16 protein-coding genes are annotated in these 17,333 nt (G+C 70.1%); 9 read left to right on the top strand and 7 right to left on the bottom strand.

Annotated features, from left to right (window positions below):
• Positions 1 to 205: 205 nt before the first annotated feature.
• Together QHF85_RS28475 and QHF85_RS28470 are read left to right on the top strand one after the other, a co-directional pair.
• Positions 206 to 1,081, top strand: a complete 876-nt coding sequence (locus tag QHF85_RS28475) for a hypothetical protein (RefSeq protein WP_281330491.1) — start codon at positions 206 to 208, stop codon at positions 1,079 to 1,081.
• 57 nt (positions 1,082 to 1,138) lie between these two features.
• Entirely contained in the window at positions 1,139 to 2,323 is a 1,185-nt protein-coding gene (locus tag QHF85_RS28470; protein WP_281330490.1) for a metallophosphoesterase, read from the top strand.
• On the opposite strand, the gene QHF85_RS28465 is transcribed toward QHF85_RS28470, so the two are convergent.
• Entirely contained in the window at positions 2,286 to 3,041 is a 756-nt protein-coding gene (locus QHF85_RS28465; RefSeq protein ID WP_281330489.1) for a response regulator, read from the bottom strand. The two genes, QHF85_RS28470 and QHF85_RS28465, sit on opposite strands and share 38 nt — an antisense overlap.
• A gap of 179 nt (positions 3,042 to 3,220) precedes the next feature.
• On the opposite strand from QHF85_RS28465, the gene QHF85_RS28460 reads away from it, so the two are divergent.
• The 4 genes from QHF85_RS28460 to QHF85_RS28445 all read left to right on the top strand — a co-directional run bounded on the left by QHF85_RS28460 (position 3,221) and on the right by QHF85_RS28445 (position 6,120).
• Complete coding sequence (locus QHF85_RS28460; protein WP_281330488.1) at positions 3,221 to 4,270, top strand: thioredoxin domain-containing protein; 1,050 nt, start codon at positions 3,221 to 3,223, stop codon at positions 4,268 to 4,270.
• Positions 4,267 to 5,010 carry a 3'-5' exonuclease gene (locus QHF85_RS28455; protein ID WP_281330487.1) on the top strand — a complete coding sequence of 248 codons (744 nt, stop codon included), beginning with the start codon at positions 4,267 to 4,269 and terminating at the stop codon, positions 5,008 to 5,010. Before QHF85_RS28460 ends, QHF85_RS28455 begins: the two co-directional genes overlap by 4 nt.
• Entirely contained in the window at positions 5,011 to 5,556 is a 546-nt protein-coding gene (locus QHF85_RS28450) for a hypothetical protein (RefSeq protein WP_281330486.1), read from the top strand. It abuts the gene before it with no gap.
• A gap of 150 nt (positions 5,557 to 5,706) precedes the next feature.
• Positions 5,707 to 6,120 (top strand): hypothetical protein, encoded by a 414-nt coding sequence (locus QHF85_RS28445; RefSeq protein ID WP_281330485.1) that lies wholly within the window; start codon positions 5,707 to 5,709, stop codon positions 6,118 to 6,120.
• A 2-nt stretch (positions 6,121 to 6,122) separates the two neighbouring features.
• Here QHF85_RS28445 and QHF85_RS28440 read toward each other — a convergent pair whose 3' ends face one another.
• Entirely contained in the window at positions 6,123 to 7,334 is a 1,212-nt protein-coding gene (locus QHF85_RS28440; RefSeq protein WP_281330484.1) for a hypothetical protein, read from the bottom strand.
• A gap of 198 nt (positions 7,335 to 7,532) precedes the next feature.
• Between QHF85_RS28440 and QHF85_RS28435 the strand changes: the two genes are divergently transcribed.
• Positions 7,533 to 8,243, top strand: a complete 711-nt coding sequence (locus QHF85_RS28435; RefSeq protein ID WP_281330483.1) for a hypothetical protein — start codon at positions 7,533 to 7,535, stop codon at positions 8,241 to 8,243.
• Between the two features lie 102 nt (positions 8,244 to 8,345).
• On the opposite strand, the gene QHF85_RS28430 is transcribed toward QHF85_RS28435, so the two are convergent.
• From QHF85_RS28430 to QHF85_RS28415, 4 genes are all read right to left on the bottom strand, one after another.
• A complete protein-coding gene (locus QHF85_RS28430) occupies positions 8,346 to 9,977 on the bottom strand; it encodes a multiheme c-type cytochrome (protein ID WP_281330482.1) in 1,632 nt (543 codons plus the stop codon).
• Between the two features lie 56 nt (positions 9,978 to 10,033).
• Complete coding sequence (locus QHF85_RS28425; RefSeq protein WP_281330481.1) at positions 10,034 to 11,098, bottom strand: hypothetical protein; 1,065 nt, start codon at positions 11,096 to 11,098, stop codon at positions 10,034 to 10,036.
• A gap of 315 nt (positions 11,099 to 11,413) precedes the next feature.
• Positions 11,414 to 11,866: a hypothetical protein gene (locus QHF85_RS28420; RefSeq protein WP_281330480.1), complete on the bottom strand. Its 453-nt coding sequence runs from the start codon at positions 11,864 to 11,866 to the stop codon at positions 11,414 to 11,416.
• Positions 11,867 to 12,045: 179 nt separating this feature from the next.
• On the bottom strand, positions 12,046 to 13,512 hold the full coding sequence (locus QHF85_RS28415; RefSeq protein WP_281330479.1) for an MlaD family protein: 1,467 nt from the start codon (positions 13,510 to 13,512) through the stop codon (positions 12,046 to 12,048).
• Positions 13,513 to 13,621: 109 nt separating this feature from the next.
• On the opposite strand from QHF85_RS28415, the gene QHF85_RS28410 reads away from it, so the two are divergent.
• The gene (locus tag QHF85_RS28410; RefSeq protein ID WP_281330478.1) at positions 13,622 to 14,932 is read left to right on the top strand and encodes a tetratricopeptide repeat protein; all 1,311 of its coding nucleotides are present in this window, start codon (positions 13,622 to 13,624) and stop codon (positions 14,930 to 14,932) included.
• A 19-nt stretch (positions 14,933 to 14,951) separates the two neighbouring features.
• A complete protein-coding gene (locus tag QHF85_RS28405; protein ID WP_281330477.1) occupies positions 14,952 to 16,160 on the top strand; it encodes a CAP domain-containing protein in 1,209 nt (402 codons plus the stop codon).
• Positions 16,161 to 16,163: 3 nt separating this feature from the next.
• Here the strand turns inward: QHF85_RS28405 and QHF85_RS28400 are convergent, their stop codons facing one another.
• Positions 16,164 to 17,249 (bottom strand): cation diffusion facilitator family transporter, encoded by a 1,086-nt coding sequence (locus QHF85_RS28400; protein ID WP_281330476.1) that lies wholly within the window; start codon positions 17,247 to 17,249, stop codon positions 16,164 to 16,166.
• Positions 17,250 to 17,333: the final 84 nt, after the last annotated feature.

The raw sequence follows: 17,333 nt of genomic DNA, 5'->3' as shown, positions 1-17,333 counted from the left end.
CTCGCCCCGCGACACGGGCGTCATGCCTCGACGCCGGTGCCCCGCGCCTCGCATCGTCCCTGCGGACGGTCCGCGCCGCATCTGCGGGCGGGAGTCCAGATCATGACGCGTCGATCCCTTGCGCGAGCGACGCGCGGCACGGGACGTGAATGAGGGGTGGTGATAAACTCGGGCATTCCTTCCCGCGCTCGCACCCCACCTTGCCATGGCCTCAACGAAGCGCTCCCTCCAGTCCTTTTTCCTTCTCTCCTCGCTCGCGGCCGCGTCTGTCCTCGGCGCCGCGTGCAGCATGCAGCTCGACGCTTCCTACGAGCGTTCGGCCTCGTTCAGTAACGAGGACACTGGGAACTCGGCCGGCGGCGAAGGACTGCCGCCGCCCCCGACCGACGGCGCGGGCGGGACCGCGGGCGACATCCCGTTTCCCACGACGAACCCGCCGCCCGACGGCAAGACGTCGTACACGCACCTCTGCGGCGAAGGGTGCATGTCGAGCGAGAGCGCGATCGGCTGCGGCGTCTCGATGAACCCCGACGGCACGCCCCTCGTCTCGTGCCAGATCGTGCCGACCCCGATGGGCGCGTCGGCCCAGTGTTTGACGCCGGGCACGTTCAAGTCCGGCGACCCGTGCACGCGCACGAGCGACTGCGCGCCGGGGCTCGGCTGCGCGCTCACCGGAGCGAGCGTGGGTTCGTGCAGGCCCTACTGCTGCGGCGCGGTCGAGGATTGTCCCGCGAACACGTACTGCGCGCCTGCGCCGATGGCCGACGACACGGCGAACGCCGCGCCGCTGCCCATCCCCGTATGCATCGCCGCGACGGAGTGCACGCTGCTCGACGACACGTCGTGCCCCCAGGGCCTGACGTGCACGCTCGTGCGCGAGGACGGCACGACGAGCTGCGTGGCGCCGGGCGCGGGCACGCTCGACGGCGCGTGTCCGTGCGCCGCGGGCTACCTCTGCGTGGCCGCCTTCAACAGTTGTCGCGCGCTCTGCCACACGAGCGGCAACGACTGCCCCGATGGCATGGTCTGCCAGGGCGCCTCGAACAGCTACCCCGACGGGATCGGCGTCTGTGTGAAGTAGTGTGATCGGTCGACCCGGGCGGAGCGCCGCGCGCACGTGCGTGGCATTCTCCAGCGCGTGCAGCGCTCCCTCCTCCAGTACGCGATCTTCCTCGTCGTCTTTGCCCTGCTCGTGGGGGCGGTCCACTTCTACCTCTGGCACCGGCTGCTGCGCGCGCCGGCGCTGCATCGGCGCGTGCAGACGTGGGGGAAGCGCGTGCTCGTCGGGCTCGGGGTCGCGCTGCCCGTGTCGATGTTCGTCGTGCGCTTCTTGCCGCGCCCGGCGGGCACGATCGTCTCGTTCGTCGTGTACACGTGGATGGGCCTGGCTGCGCTGCTCGTCTCGACGCTGCTCGTCAGCGAGCCCATGCGCGCCGCGGTGCACGCGCTTTCGAAGCTCGCCGCGCGCCCGCTCGACGAGGCGCGACGCAAGTTCCTCTCGCGCACGATCGCGGGTTCGGCCGGCATGATCACGTTCGGCCTCGCGGGCTCGGGCGCGGCGGAGGCGCTCGGCGAGGTCGCGGTGCGCAAGGTGAACGTCACGCTGCGCAGGTTGCCGAAGGAGCTCGCGGGCCTGCGCATCGTGCAGCTCACGGACGTGCACGTGGGCCCGACGATCGGGCGCACGTGGCTCACGGAGATCGTCGGTCGCGTGAACGCGCTCGATCCGCACGTCGTCGTCATCACGGGCGACCTCGTCGACGGCTCGGTCGAGGCGCTCGGCGAGCATGTCGCGCCGCTCGCGGATCTGCGCGCGAAGCACGGCGTCTACTTCGTCACGGGCAACCACGAGTACTACTCGGGCGTGGAGGCGTGGATCGAGGAGCTCGGCCGCCTCGGCGTGCGCGTGCTGCACAACGAGCGCGTGTCGATCGGCGACGGCGCGGCGAGCTTCGACCTCGCGGGCGTCGACGACTGGACCGGCGGCTCGTACGTGAAGGGGCACGGCCCCGACATCGCGAAGGCCGTGGCGGGACGTGATCCGAACCGCGAGCTCGTGCTGCTCGCGCACCAGCCGCGCCAGATCTTCGAGGCCGCCGCGCACGGCGTCGGCTTGCAGATCAGCGGCCACACGCACGGCGGGCAGATCTTCCCCGCGACGATGTTCGTGCGGCTGCAGCAGCCGTTCGTCGCGGGGCTCGATCGCCTCGGCGAGACGCAAATCTACGTCAGCCGCGGGACGGGCTACTGGGGCCCGCCGATGCGCGTCGGCGCGCCCGCGGAGATCACGCTCCTCGAGCTATCGTCCGGCGTAACAAGCTGAAGATGCGCGCGCCGAGCTCGGGCGCGCGGAAGGGCTTGACGACGTAGTCGTCGGCGCCGCTCGCGAACGCCTCGACCATGTCCTGGCTCGACGCGTTCGCCGTCAAGAACAGGACCGGCAGCGTGACGTTGAGCTCGCGCCGGATCATCCGGCAGAGCTCGATGCCCGTCATCTTCGGCAGGTTCCAGTCGAGCACGAGGAGATCGAAGTGCTCGCGTTGCACGGTCTCGAGCGCCTCCTCCGCGCTCGTGCGTGTCGTGACGACGAGGCCCACGGCTTCGAGCATCGCGCTCACGACGTCGCGGATGTCGGGATCGTCGTCGACGACGAGGATCTGCGCGCCTTCGCCGGCGCGCGGCGGCCACGAGCGCGGCAGGCTCGCCGGCAAGCTCGCCGGCAGCTCGATCTCGGGCTGCGAGGCGCGCGCGGGCGGCCGCGACGAGGGGCGATGGAACGCCTCGATCGCCGCGAAGTCCGCGAGCCTGCGCCAGTCGCGTGGTTCGAACGCGAGGAGAGGACCCTCGGGGCCGATCGAGGCGCGCGCTGCCGCGGACGTGGCCCGTCGCTCCGGACCGACGTCGAAGATGGCGAGCACCCACTCGCCGTCTTCCACCGATTCGCCGGAAGGAAGACCGAGCTCGAGCTCGGAATCCCCGGCCGAACCGATCATCTGCTCGAACTGCCGAGGGTCGGGAAACCGATAGCAGATGCTCCGCACGCGCACACGCTACACCCAGTCGCGCGACGGGGCTACGCTCGGCAAACCGGGCGACGCTCCAAAGTCCGGTTCGCCGATGGGGCTCCGCTCGGCAAACCGAGCTACGCCCCAAACCCCGGTTTGCCGATGGGGCTCCGGGGCTAGCGCCCCGCGAAGGGTCCGACTAAGCTCGCGCCGCGATGGCCCTACTGCGATGGTCGCCTCTCCTCTTGGCCCTCCTCGGGAGCGGCGGCGCCTGTCATGGTTCGTCCGACCCGAGCGAATCGAAGCCCGCCCCTTCCGCGACGCCCGATCCGAGCGTCCCTGGCATCGAGCTCGGCCAGCTCACGCCGCGGGAGCGGCGCGAGTGGACGGCACAGGTCTCGACGCTCCTCGCCCCGTGCGCGGAGACGCCGGTCCCGATCACCCAGTGCATCCAGGAAAAGCGGGCCTGCAAGGCGTGTTTTCCCGCGGCGCAGTTTCTCCTCAAACAGGTGCAAGCCGGGCGCAGCAAGCAAGAGCGCGAGGAAGCGTACGCGGCTCGCTTCGATCCGAAGAAGGTCCGCACGCTCGTGACCGACGGCTCGCCCGAGCTCGGTCCTCCCGACGCGCCCGTGACGATCGTGGAGTGGGCGGACTTCGAGTGCCCCGCATGCCGCGCGTTTTACCCGGTGGTCGACGACCTCGTGAAGCGGTTCCCGGGCCAGGTGCGGGCCGTCTACAAGTTCTACCCGCTCGGCAGCCATCCCCACGGGGAGATCTCGGCGCGCGCGGCGAACGCGGCGTTCAAGCAGGGCAAGTTCTGGGAGATGCACCATCTCCTCTTCGACAACCAGGATCGGCTCGAGCAGACGGACCTCGAGCGGTACGCGAAGAAGCTCGAGCTCGACCTCGGGAAGTTCCGCGCCGACATGGGCTCGGACGACACGATCGGCCGCATCGAGAAGGACAAGAAGCAAGCCGACGGCGTCGGCCTCCAGGGCACGCCCACGGTCTTCATCAACGGCCGTGAGGTCGAGCTCGGCAAGCTCACGGACCTCTACGGAGACCTCGAGGAGTGGATCAAGCTCGACCTCGAGCTCGCGGGCATCAAGCCGGCGCCGGCCCCCGCGAAGCCCGAAGGGTCGGCAATCCCCGCGGCGGGTTCGGCTGCGCCCGCAGCGGGTTCGGCCGCGCCCGCGGCGGGTTCGGCTGCGCCCGCGGCAGGCTCCGCGGTGCCCGCGGCTTCCGCAGGTCCCGCGAAGAAATGAAGGTCGCCGATCCCTGCGGCTGCTTCCCGACCGGAAGGCACTACCCCGGCATCGCGCACCTGCTCAAGGTGCGCGCCGTCGGCGTCGCCTCCGAGCTCGACGCGAGCGGGCCCTGGCTCGATCACCCGATCGCCTTCCTCGACGTCGAGACCACGGGCCGCAACGCCGCGCAGGATCGGCTCGTCGAGGTCGCCGTCGTCATCGGCATCCGCGGCGACGTGGTCGCGCGCCATAGCTGGCTCGTGAACCCCGGCCGCCCGATCCCCGCCGAGTCCACCGCCGTGCACGGCATCCGCGACGAGGACGTCGCCGGAAAGCCCTCGTTCGCCGAGGTCGCCGGCGAGATCCTCGCGACGCTCGGCGGCGCGATCCCCGCCGCGTACAACGCCGTCTTCGACCGCGGCTTCTTGCTCGCCGAGCTCGAGCGCGCCTCCGTTCGTCCGGAAAACCCTCCGCCCGCGATGCGCCGCGAGGTCGACTGGATCGATCCGCTCACGTTCGCGCGCGAGCTCTACAAGCACGAGGGCAGCCGCGCGCTCGGCGACATGGCCGCGCTGCTCGGCATCGAGCTCGTCAACGCGCACCGCGCCACCGACGACGCCGAGGCGGCGCTGCGCGTGCTCTACGCGCTCGCCAAGGACTCGCGGGTCCCGCGCGCCTACGGCAGCTTCATCCAGGAGCAGCGCCGGCTCCTCCGCATGCAGGACGAGGCCCGCGCGCGCTGGCGCAGGCCGAGCTAGGTGAGCGCACCCGACAACAAGCGACGCCTTCCCCTCGTGCAAGCGGGGCCGCCGCCGGACGAGCCGGACGCCGAGGATCGGCCGCCGTGGCACTGGTCCGGGATCGGCGCGGTCGCGACGTTCCTCGTCTGGCTGCCGCTCGCGGCGATCGCGGCGAAGCTCGGCGCGCGGCTCGTCGATCGGGCCGAGCTCGGGGTCCCGGCGCCCGCGGACGCGAAGCTCGTGGTGCCGCTCTCCGCGCAGCTCGCGTTCATCGGCCTGCAGCTCGCGGGGTTTTTGGTCGCCTCGCTCGCGGGCGGGTTTCTCGTCGGTCGGTTCGGCGCCAAGGCGGGGCCGAAGGAGGGCGCGGTGGGCGGGTTCGTCGCGGCCGCCCTCGCCTGGGCGCTCGCGGCGGCGGCGCCCACGCCGGGTCCGTCCGCCCCGACCTGGGCTGTGCTGCTCGTCTTGCTCGGCGGGCTCGGCGCGCTCTTCGGCTTTCTGGGCGCCCGCCTTGGATATGCGCGCCGTCATCCGGCCGAAAAGCACGCTCCTCTGGGCAAGGTTTGACCTGCCAAACGAGTTCTTTGCCTCGATGACGGAGTGATCGCACCGTCATTCTCCATTCTGGACGGAGCGACGGCCGTACCTCGTCGTGGGTGTGCTGTACGCGGCGAAGGGCTTTTCCGACACCGAAAGTCCGTGGTACCATGCTCCTCCATGAATGCGAGCGCCAGCCGCGCGGCCGAGGTCGCGCATGCGATGTCCCAGTGCATGAACCTCCTCTTCATGTTCGCGGCGCCCCGCGTGTTCGCCTCCGTCCGCTCGGCGAGCCCCGAGGCGCTCGCGTCGGCGACGGAGACGCTCCGCGCGTTCGTGCGCACGGCGGAGGGGATCCGGTCTCGCAGCGGCGAGCTCTCGGGCGACGTCGGCCGCGTGGTCGAGGCGGCGACGCTCGTCGAGGAGATCTGCGACGCGCTGCCGGGCGGCGCTCCCATCGAGGAGGAATTGCCGCCGGCGGTCGTCGAGCCGGCGCGGCGCACGCTCGCCGTGCTCGGCTTCCCCGGCCCGCGTGAAGGCTGGGACGAATTCGAAGGTTTCTTCGTGCCGACGCCGCCGATGCCGAAGGCCTGAGCTCAGCAGCCTCGGAGCCCCTCGGCGCCCTCGCGGGGCCGCAAGATCCCGCTCTTCAAGCAGCCAGCCAGATCGACGACTCCGTCCTTGCGGAGCGGAATCGGCACGATGCCGGCCCGCACCACGAGCCCGTGGGCCTTCAGGTCGCGGCGCGGGCAGATGGCGGTGATCCGCGTGATGTCGTCCGACAGCTCGACCGACTCGCCCGCTTGCAGCGTGATGTCGGGCAAAACGAGCGGGCCGCCGAGGCGCACGGTCCAGCGCGGGGGCAAGAGGTCGTCCCCGGGCCAGCATTGAAAACGGCTCCCCCTGGGAAAACGGAGGCCGGCCGCGCGCCCGTCCTTCGCCAGCGTGAATCCCATGAGCTCGCCGTCTTCGTTGAACGAGAGCACGTCCCGCCCGTTCACCCAGGTCCCATCGATCTCCACATCCGATTCGAATGCGCTGCGCAGGCTGGACAGTCGCCCCGACGGGGCGAACACGAGGCTCGCCCCGGGGCGGACCATCTTTCCGAGCAGCGGAATCGGCCCGCCGAGCACCACCTCGTGCAGCCGGTCCTCCCGGCGCGGATCGAGGAAGCGGTCTTCATTGAAATGAAACGTCGACCCCGGCGGCACCTCGACCTCGCCGACGTACACGGGCGAGACGGATCGGACCCGCCTGAGCCGCCCCCGTCCGTCGCGGATCGCGCGGACGAGGTCGAACGCGCCCATCTGCGGCCCGAGCCAGAAATTGCGTAGCTCGGGCGGCACCGGCACGTTCGCCACGGCCGCGCGCATGGCTTCGAGCGCGAGGACGAGCCTCGCGTGCAGCCGAAAGAGCCGCGTCTGGCCGAACCGGGGACCGAACACGTCGGATTCGTTGTCGAGGCCGGGATCGGCGTACGGCTCGCGAATGACGAGCCCCGTCATCTCCGCCAGATCGAGGTCGTGATGAATGTCGATGTCCGCGTCGAGCAACGAATGCCGCCGGTGCACCGGGACGAGCCAGAAACGGTAGAGCGTCAGGCGAATGCCGTCCGGCCCGATCCGGATCGAATACCGGCAGCCGACGCACAACGCGGCGACGATCCCGAGCCCCCCGAGGACCCAGGGCGAAGGCAAGAGCGCCACGAGCAATCCCCCGAGCACGAGCGCAAAGGCCCCCCCGAAGAGAGCGCCGGTCTCGTCGAAGCCCGCGCAGTGCGTCTCGCCGTCGGTTGTCCAGACGAACATCGTTCCGGGGCAAACTATAGAAGCAGCGCCCACGTTTGACAACCGATACGTTTGTCGCGGGGCAGTTTTTTTTCGTCCGATCCGGACCAGGCTATACCCGAGGGTGCGTCCTGCCGAACCCGCCCGAGGCGCACGCGGGCCCCGGAGGCTGGCCGTGCGGGATTGGCGCGGACGGCGGCGTCGCGATACGCTCGGAGGATGTTGCCCCCCTGGGAGCACCCCGACTGGTACGACCTGCACGACACCACCTTCACGGCCGGGCCCGAGCGGGAACCCGAGCACTACCGTGAGCTCGTCCTCTCGCTCCCGCCGCTCGGGGCCGACGATCACCTCGTCGACGTCGGCGCCGGCACGGGCAAGCTGACGCGGCTCATCGCCTCGGCATACCCCGAGCTCGGCCGCATCACGCTGGTCGAGCCGAACATTCAGAAGATCATCCGCGCCGAGCGCTCGCTCGCCGAGGCCCTGACCCGGTCCTCCACGCGGATCAAGTCAGTCGCGCAGGGGCTCGGCGACGGCGGGCTCGCCATCGCGCCGCTCGCCACGGTCGTCACGGTGGGCAGCGTGCTCATGCCCGTCATGGAGCTACGCGGCGGGACCCTGCGCGACGGGCTCGCGTGGCTCGATCGAGCGCTCGAAGAGCTCACGGCCATGCTCGCGCCGAACGGCACCTTGTTCCTCGTGGAGACGCTCGGCGCGCCCTGGGCCCGCGGAGGCCTCGACGGACCCGTGCGCAGGCTCCAGCTCCCCGAGCTGGAAGAACGCCTCGACATGGCGGGCCTTTCGTCGATCGAGTGCACGTACCGCTTCCGCGACCGCGTCGTGCTGCGCGCGCAGCCGGTCCTGGACGAGGGCGACGACCACCTGACGCGGGTCATGATGAACGCCGGGCTGCCCGTGCGCGGCTGAAAACAGGACAAACCGCGTCGGAGACGGGATTCGCTCCCGTCAAGAGAAACGTTTTTCCTGGGAGCGTCGACAAACCGACGCATCCCGCGACCGCGCGATACGTTATTTGCCGTGCCCCGGCCCGAGCACGAGCTCCATCTTCGCCACCGGGTCGAAATTCTCGACGTGCGGCGGGTGGTGGCATTGCGAGACGCACGACTGCGGATCCGGCTTCAGGATGATGAGCCCCTCGGCGTCCGGCTTCCTCGCGTGGAGCGACCCGGGCCCGTGGCACTCCTCGCATTGCACGTCCTTGAGTTTGTCCACGTACGTGACCGTCGAGCCGCCCGGTTTGTCGTAGCCGGTGACGTGGCAGCTCACGCAATCGAGGTTGAACTCCTTGAAGTCCTTCGCCAGCGTCGCGTAAGCCTTCGCGTGCGCCGTGCCGTCGTAGACCTTGCGCTCCTCGTCGTGGCAAACCGTGCACGCCTCGATGCCGATGTAGCTCGCCTTCCCTGCCGCCGCGGGCGCGGGCTTGCGGTCCGCGAACGCCGTGCGGTTGTGCTCGTTCACGCGCTTGTAGTAATCGACGAGCTTCGTGGCCATCGCGCCGTCGACGCCGAGCTTCTCGCGCACCTCGACGAGCTTGTACCGGAAGAAGCTGCCCTTCGGCGCGGGGCTCGGCTCTTCGAGCTTCGCACGCTCGGCGCGGAGCTTCTCGAGGTCGGCCTTGCGCGCGGCGAGATCCTCGGCCTTCACCTTGCCGCCCTTTTCCCACGACTGAATCCGCGTCTCGAGGTCGCGAATGCGCCCCGCGAGCACGACGAGCTCCTCGGCGCGCTCGATGCCGCTCGCGTCCGCGAACGAGAGGACCTCCGCGTCCCGCGCCCGCACGTAGAGATCCACGACGCCCACTGTCTGCAAATGGTTCGAGGTCTCCACGACGAGCGTCTGCCCCACGCGCATCGGCGGCTTCGGCGCGTCGTTGTTGTGGTCCGTCTCCTGCGGCTTGCCGAGCACGAGGACCGCGAGATCCGGGATCGCGTCCGCGAGCCGCAAAGCCTCGCCGCGCGGGATCGCCGCGAGCCCCACGAGCACGCGCGCGCCCTGCTTCTTCGCCTCCTCGACACCCGCCTTCATCGCGTCGAGCGTCGGCTTCGTGGTGATGCCCTCCGGCAGCTTCCCCGCGCGATCCCGCGGCTCGGACACGCCGATGATCCCCACCTTCACGCCCGACACCTCGCGCACCACGACGCCCGTCACGCCGGCCGCGCCTTCGACGTTGCCTGCGAGCAGCGCCGATCCCGCGGTCGACACGTACTTCGTGAGTGACGCGCCGCCGGCGGCCCAGTCGTTCAGGCCCGGCGCCCATGCCACGAGCCCGATCTCCTTCGCCGCGGCCGCGAGCGTCTCCGCCTTCCACGACTGCTGCGTCACCTCCTCGGGCCGCAGCGTCGGCTCGCCGAAGAGCATCGGACCTGCGCCGAGCACCAGGCTCGAAGGCGCCGCGGTCGACTCCGCGCGAAGGAATGCCGCGAGGTGATCGACGCCTCCAAGCTGATCCTTCGTGCACCCACACGGCTCGATCGCGCCTGCGATGGTGCTGAGGAGGTACAGGCGAATCGTCGGCTGCCCGGGGGCCGCGTCCTCCTCGGCGGTGACGGCGGGAGGCGTACGGCACCCCTGACACGCGGCCACGGTGGCACCGAGGACGAGGGACAGGATGAGGGCCGTGCTGGGGAGCGCGCGAGGCATCGGACGGCTTGTAGCACAGCGGGAGGCGCTTCGTAGCCGGCCGGCCGCCGCGCCCCTCAGCCCCGCGAACGGCGGCCGGACTTCGGCGGCGCCGCATATTCGTGGCCGAAGACTCTCCGATCGAGCGTGCGGCCGCGAGCATCCCGCAGCGTCAGCCGCCACCGCACGTGAACCCGTTCCCCGAGCTCCAGCGTCGGCCCCCAGACCGTGTGTTCGGCGAGCACGCGGGACGGCAGCCGAATGCGCTGACGACCCACGAACACGTCGCCGTCGGGGATCACGATCACCTCGCCCTCGCCGAGCACCTCGTGGCTCGTGTCTTCGAGCGCGTAATGCAGCGTCGTCGGCACGTGCGCGCGACCTTCGATCGAATAGCGCACCGTCGCCGACAGTCGTGTCCCGGCCGCGACCCCGCGAATGCTGCCTTTGCCGACCCCTGCGGCGGCCTGGCAGCGCGCGAGCGGAAAATCCCCGAATGGACCCATTCGAACGGGCAGGTGCGTCGCATGCCACCGTCGTTGCAGAATCGCCCGTGACTGTTCCAGCGCTCGCATGTCCGAAATGTACTTCGCGCCCTGAAACTCCACGTCGCCATCCGAGGTTTGCAGCGCTTCGAGCAACGCGCCGGTGAACCGCGCTCGTCCTGCGCCCTCCGTACCCGCGCCGATCCGCGTCGCGCGCGCCGCCGCCACGCGCATGCCTTTGCGCGCCCGCGCGACAGCCTCGACCCATTTGGGGACGACGTCCTCGTCAGGGACCGCCCCGACCACGAGGTCGAGGACGAAAAGCATGGACGGCGCGGCCACGCGCTCGAAATGGCGAGCGAGCGCGTCGGCGCCGATGCACCCATCCGCGACGTGGAGCCCCTGTTCGCTCGCCCTGCCCGAGAAATACACCATGAAAAACGGCGTGCTCTCGTGTGAAGCCGCGTCGAATGCGCGATTCACCGCCTTTTTCGTGGCGTCGTCGCCGACGAGGCATGTCGCCACGGTGCCCGGGGGCCCGAGCGCTCCGGTGAACAGGTGAAACACGTCGCGGGCATTGGCCTCTTCACACCCGAGCTGCGGCGCTCCGGGCACTCCGAGGCAAACGACACGATGACTGGCGCTGGGCGGAGCCATGGCGACATCCCTGGCGCGCGAACAGGCCCGAGCAGCACGTCCGGGCGAGGCGCGACCTGCGCCGGATACTGAACGAATTTTCAGTCCATGTCAACGGGGCTCGCGATCCAGGTTCGGCCCAGGATCCGCCGACGAACCGGCCCGCGAGGTTCCAAGAGGACGAACGTACGCGACGTTGCGCGGGATACTTTTTGGAGCCGCCTCGACCGGGCCGCAGGGTGCGGTTGTTCAGTAGTACAGCAGATGCCTCCGGTCGAGGCGGGCGTGGGCGGCGGGGGGCTCAGCGGGCTACGGCGTGGGGCGAAAATCGGCGAATCAAGCGGCTTTTTCCGGCTTCTTGCCGTGGTGGCGGCCCTTCTTCTTGTCGTGGCCGCCCTGCTTGAGGCCCTTCGCGACCTTGCGGACCTCCTTGGCCTCTTCCTTCGTGACCGTCCCGTCCTGCGCGACGCGCTTGGCGGCGGCGCGGACCTCGGTCGCGCTCGCGTCGAAGGCCTTGCGGCGCGCGGCGCGGTCGGCCTCGGGGAGGTTCTTCTCCTTCATGTGGCTCTCCATGCGCGCGCGGGCCTTTTCGATGTGCTTTTCCATGTGCTTCGCGAACTGATCGGCCTGGATCGGGAACGAGATGCGCTTGCGCTTGCCCGCCTCGTCCTTGGCCTTGGCGCCGGCCGGGGCGCTGTTCTCACCCGCGAAAGCGACCGTGGGCGCGGCGGCAAAAGCGAGGCAAAGAGCGACGGCGAGGGGGCGGAAGAACGAGGGGACGTGCATCATGGCTGGCTCCTTGGGACAGCGCCTGTCTCGGCGCTCGCGAGGAGGAATTGCACAGTCCGTGCCGAGGCCGTTCGAGCGCGAGATCCGCGATTTTCGCGGAAAATCGGCTGCGGAGCGATCGCCGCGGGCGCGACGTGCGGAGAGATCGGTGCGGCGCGGGCTCCGCACCCTTCGCGATCTCAGAACACGGGCGGCGCGAACGGCAGGATCGTCTTCAGGTCCTTGTCGTTGAAGCGGAGCTGAAGGCCAATGAAGTAGTCGCGCCGGTCGGCGTTCAGGATGTCGTCGACGCCACCAAGCAGCCACAACTTGCGGATGAACTCGTACGCGAGCGCGACCCTCCAGCGCGGCGAGATCTGCTCGCCGAAGCCGAAGAGGTCCTGCCGGAGCTCGAATCGATCGTCGAGCAGGTGCAAATCGAGGCCGAGGCCGCCGGTCGACTCCTTGATGCCGAAGCGGCCCGTGAAGGGACCGAATCGCTTGGCGAACTGGAACGAGAAGCGGAAGGCGTTCGTCGTGACCGTACGAATCTCGCGGTAATGCGGCGGGTCGTTCGGGTTCGTCGTGTCGACGTCGATCTGCTCGAACGTGGTGAGACCGCGCGGATCGTTGACGAGCTCGATGAGGTAATATTTGTCCTCGGACGGCTGCAAGCGCAGCTCGACGTAGCTCTTGATCGTGTTCGCGAGGAAGTTGTAATCGGTTCGCAGGCCGACGATCGTCTGCAATCGGCCCATGCCGCCGACGAGCTCGCCCACGTCGCCGACGGCGCTCTCGACCTCGTTGATGAGCGTCTCGTCCTTCGTGAGCTTGCCGAGCGTCCCCTCGCCGCGATCGATTCGCGCCGCGACGTTGTCCGCGTGCGAGAGCGCACTCTCGAGCGAAGTCGTCGCCTTGTCGATGCGCGCCGCCGCGCTGCGAAGCTCGCCCGCTTTGCCGTTCTCGCCGTTCGCGCTCGTCATCTTGCGGACGTCGCCCGTCACCTGCCGCAAGTTGTCGAGGATCGCGTTGATGTTCGGCTGCGAGTTCTGCGTGATCGTGTTGATGTTGGTGATCGTGTCGCGGACCGCCGTGCGGTTCTCCTTGACGGTCTCGTTCAGCGCCTCGGTCACCTCGGCGAGGTTCTTCAGGATCTTTTCGAGCTGATCCTTGCCCGTGTCGCTGCCGACGGTGCCCTTCAAGGACTCGGTCACCGTCTTGACGTCCTTCAAGATCTCCGAGACCTGCCCCTGCAAAGACTGGATCGAGGGCTCCTCGATGTAGTTCTTGATCTGCCCGCGATCGGGGATCCGCGGATAACCTTCCGTCCCGGGCGCGAGCACGATGTAGTATTCGCCGATCAGGCTCGTCGCGCGCTTGCCAATGGCCGCGTCGTCGAAAAGCGGGGCCGTCGGGAACATCTTGATGTCGACGCGCGCTTTGCCGCCGTCGAGCCAGATGCGGTCGACCGTGCCGACCTGGATGCCCTGGATCATCACGCGCGAGTGCGGCGCGACGCCGGTCACGTCGGGCAAGTACGCCCAGACGCGATAACCGTTCTCCGTACCCGCATCGGGCGAGATGAAGCGAAACGCGCCCCACGCCGCCGCCGCGAGCGCGACGGTCATCAAGCCGACCTTGGCGCCTTTATTGACCTCGATGCCCAAGCGACCCGAGCGTACCACGGAAATGCCGAAGAGACGGCCCCTTTCACGTGGTCACTGCCGCGAGCACCAGGGAGCGACAGGCGCGCGGAAATTTGCTACCACCCAAGGCATGCGTGGCGTAGCTCGGGCAGCGCTCGTGACGTTCGCGCTCGGCGGCGTGGGCTGCGCCGGCGCGGCGCCGATGACGCCCGCCCCCACGGCGCCGGCCGCAGAGTCGCAGGCAAAAGGCAACACGCCGGCGTGGCTCCCGGCGTACTCCGCGGCGCAGCGCGCCCTGCTCGCGCCCGTCGATACGCCGATCCAAACGCCCGCCGCGCGCGTCTACCCGGACCTGCATCGGTTTCAGTACGCGGGCCCCGCGCGCCTCGACGATGTCCGGAGGACGCTGCGGTTCTCCACGTTGATCGTCTCGGTGATCGACAAATCGCCGCGCCTCTACACGCTCGACGACGCGGCGCCGGAGCTCGCGAACCTGGTGGCGCAATACGGACCGCCCCCGGCCGCGGAGCCGGATCCGTGGCAAACGGCAGAGGTGAGCCGCAAGGACCGCGCGCTCACGCTGACCCCCGTGACCCTCTCGGACGAGGCGAAGGCGTCGCTCGCGACGGCCCGATCGAAGCGCGACGCGGGCGAGGCGAAGGCCGCCGCCGAGGCGTTTCGCGCGGCGCTCGGGCACACGCAGGCCGCGGGAATCGCCCTCGAGCTCGGCGAGTTGCTCGTCGCGCAAAACCAGCCGCAGGAAGCACGCGAGGCCTTCGAGGGCGCGATCCGCATCGACCCGACGCTCGCGACGGCGCACCTCCGGCTCGCCGAGCTCGCCGAGAAACGAAACGATCGCGACGAGGCGCGCCGCAGGCTCGCCGAGGCCATCGCCTTCTGGCCCGCCTCACGTCGGGCGATCGAGCTCGCCGACAGGCTCTCGAACGGCCTCGCCTCGTCGCGCCACACGCGCCTGCCGCTCTTCCGCGTCTTCCTCGACGTCGACAGTGTGGGCGCGATCCACGTCGGCTCCTCGGGCGGCGATCCCGGGCGCATCTACGCCGGATGCCGCGCCGTGATGCGCTACGAGCCCGAGGTCCGCGCGCGCATCTTCGAGCAGCCCGAGGACGTGCCCTACCACCTGACGATGATGGAAGAGCTCATCTGCCTGGAGTCCGCGATCGGGACGTACGTGGCCGCGCGGATGTCCAAGGAGGGCGCGGCCGTGGATCCGGCCATGGAGGAGCTGCTCGACGTCGCCCGCGAGGAAGGGCTCGGCGGCTACGTCATGACCGAGATCCTCGGCCGGCACCGTCCCGAGCGGGCGCGAGGGGCGCCGCGCGAGGTGCATCAGGCCATGGTGCGCTACGTCGAACGAACGATGCTCGGCGCGCCGCTCGTCGCCGACCCCGCGCAAGGGGTGTACACGGCGGCGCGTTGACCCCACCCGGAGATCGTCGATGAACGCTCCTTCGCGCCGATTGCACCGAGGTCCGTCCCTCCTCCACGCGCTCGCTGGCTCGCTGCCCGCCCTCGCCGCCCTCGCGCTGCCGCTCGTCGCCTCCGCCGAAGCCGGCGCGCTGCGCGTCTCCTGGAAGCCCACGGTCTCCTCCCCTCACCCGGCCGCGAAGACCGGCCCGCGCGAGGCCGCGCTGCTGAACCTCTGCGGGCCAGCCGACAGCGCGCTCATGGATGTCGCGGGCATCGTGGCGCGGCGCCAGCTCGACGGAGCGAGCGCGCTGACGGCCGACGAGCTCGCCTTCACGCTGCGCGCCGCGGGAGACCCGCACGTGTGGCCGAAGGCGTGGTCCTTGTCCGGGCAGAACCTCGACGACGCGGACACGGAGACGCGCTTCAAGGGGTGGATCAGCGGGGTTCGTTCGCTCGGCGCGCGGCGGTGCGGCGTGGCGAAGATCGACGGCGAAGGAGGGGCGTCGGTCGCGACGGTGATCACGTTCGACGCGCTCGCGGACATGGCGCCGGTGACGACGACGGCGCGCGTGGGGCAGTGGATCACGGTGGAAGGGACGATGCTCGTGCCGGCCTCGGGCGTGCAGGTCGTCTTGCTCGGGCCACGCGCGGCGCCGCGCACGGTGCCGAGCTCGCTCTCCGGCGGGAAGATTCGCTCGACGTTCTCCGTGGACCAGCCCGGCGCGTGGCTCGTGCAGGTGCTCGCGACGGTGTCGACGGGGCCACGTCCCGTGCTGGAGACGACGATCTACGCCGGGCAGAAGCCGCCGAGCGAGTTCGTCCGTTCGGCCGTGCCGGGCGAGGAGGCCGCGGCGGGCGCGAAGGACGACGCCGACGCGATGCTGCGCATGATCAACGCGGCGCGGATCGCCGAAGGTCGCAAGCCGCTCGTGCGGGACGCGGCGCTCGACAAGGTGGCGCGGGCGCACTCCGAGGAGATGATGAAGACGCGGCTCGTGGGCCACGACGTGGGCGGCGGCGATCCACGCAAGCGCATCGAGGCGGCGGGGATCCAGGCGGCGATCGCCGGGGAAAACGTGGCGAGCGCGAGCTCGCTGCCGAACGCGCACCGCGCGCTCTGGGCGAGCCCGTCGCACCGAGGCAACCTGCTGCTCGAGCGTTTTACGCGCGTGGGGGTGGCTGTCGCGCGGGGTACCGATGGGTCGTACTGGGTGACGGAGCTGTTCTCGGGGTCGTGACGGTCAGTTCTTCCCTTCGTTTGACGTCGAAGGGTTTTCCGTCGAAGACTTGCGGCGCAGGGAGACGAGCTGGGGCTCGGGGGAGGGCTCGGGCTGGATGGTGCAGTGCTCGAGGCCGTGGGCCTCGCGCATGCGCGCGGCGACGGCCTGGACGACGTCGGTGCCGTGGAAGCCGCGGGCGATGACGATGTGCACCGTGAGCACGTCGAAGCCCTCGGAGATCGACCAGACGTGCAGGTCGTGGAAGCCCACGACGCCGGGGACCTTGAGGAGCGTCTCCTCCACGTGCGCGATGTCGACCTCGATGGGGCTGCCCTCCATGAGCACGTGCGAGGTGTCGCGCACGAGCTTGAAGCCGCCCCAGCAGATCAAGAGCGAGATGACGGCGCTGATGATCGGGTCGGCCCGGGTCCAGCCGAGCGAGAGGACGAGCACGCCGCCCACGATCGCGCCGACGGAGCCGAGCGCGTCGGAGAGGACGTGCGCGAGCGCGGCGCGGGTGTTCATGTTGTGCCCCTTGTCGCCGAGCGAGAGCACCGCGGCGGCGACGAGGTTGACCACGAGGCCCACGGCCGCGGTCGCCGTCATGGCCGTGCCGTCGATCGCGCGCGGCTCCTGGAAGCGCTGCACGGCCTCGCCGAAGATCCACACGGCCGTGAGCGCGAGCGCGACGCCGTTCGCGAAGGCCGCGAGCACCTCTGCGCGGCGATAGCCGTACGTGCGGGCGCGCGTGCGCTGCTGCGAGGCGATGCGCTGCGCGATCATGGCGAGCGCGAGCGCCGCCGCGTCCGCGAGCATGTGGCCGGCGTCCGCGAGCAGCGCGAGGCTGCCCGACAGGAAGCCGACGATCGCCTCGACGAACATGAAGCCCGCGGTGATCGCGAACGCCACGACGAGGCGCCGGATCGGCGTGCGCCGTAGCTCGCTCAGGCCGTGCGCGTGCCCGTGGTCGTGGTCGTGGTGCGCGTGACCCTTGTCGTGATCGTGACCATCGTGGTGGTCGTGGTCGTGATCATGGTCGTGATCATGACCGTCGTGATGCGCGTGGTCGTGATGCGCGTGTTCTTCGGGGTGCGCCGCACGGGCCATGGCCGGGAGGGTAGTCCATCCGCGAGCGAGCGAAGGCACCGATCGACGTGCTCGGGGCCGCGCTCCTCCGCTCGGGCGAGCCGG

This window comes from Polyangium sp. 6x1, from assembly GCF_029946515.1.
GTDB lineage: Bacteria > Myxococcota_A > Polyangia > Polyangiales > Polyangiaceae > Polyangium.
Note: the sequence above shows the minus strand (reverse complement) of the source record. Positions and strands in the feature narration are given on the sequence as shown.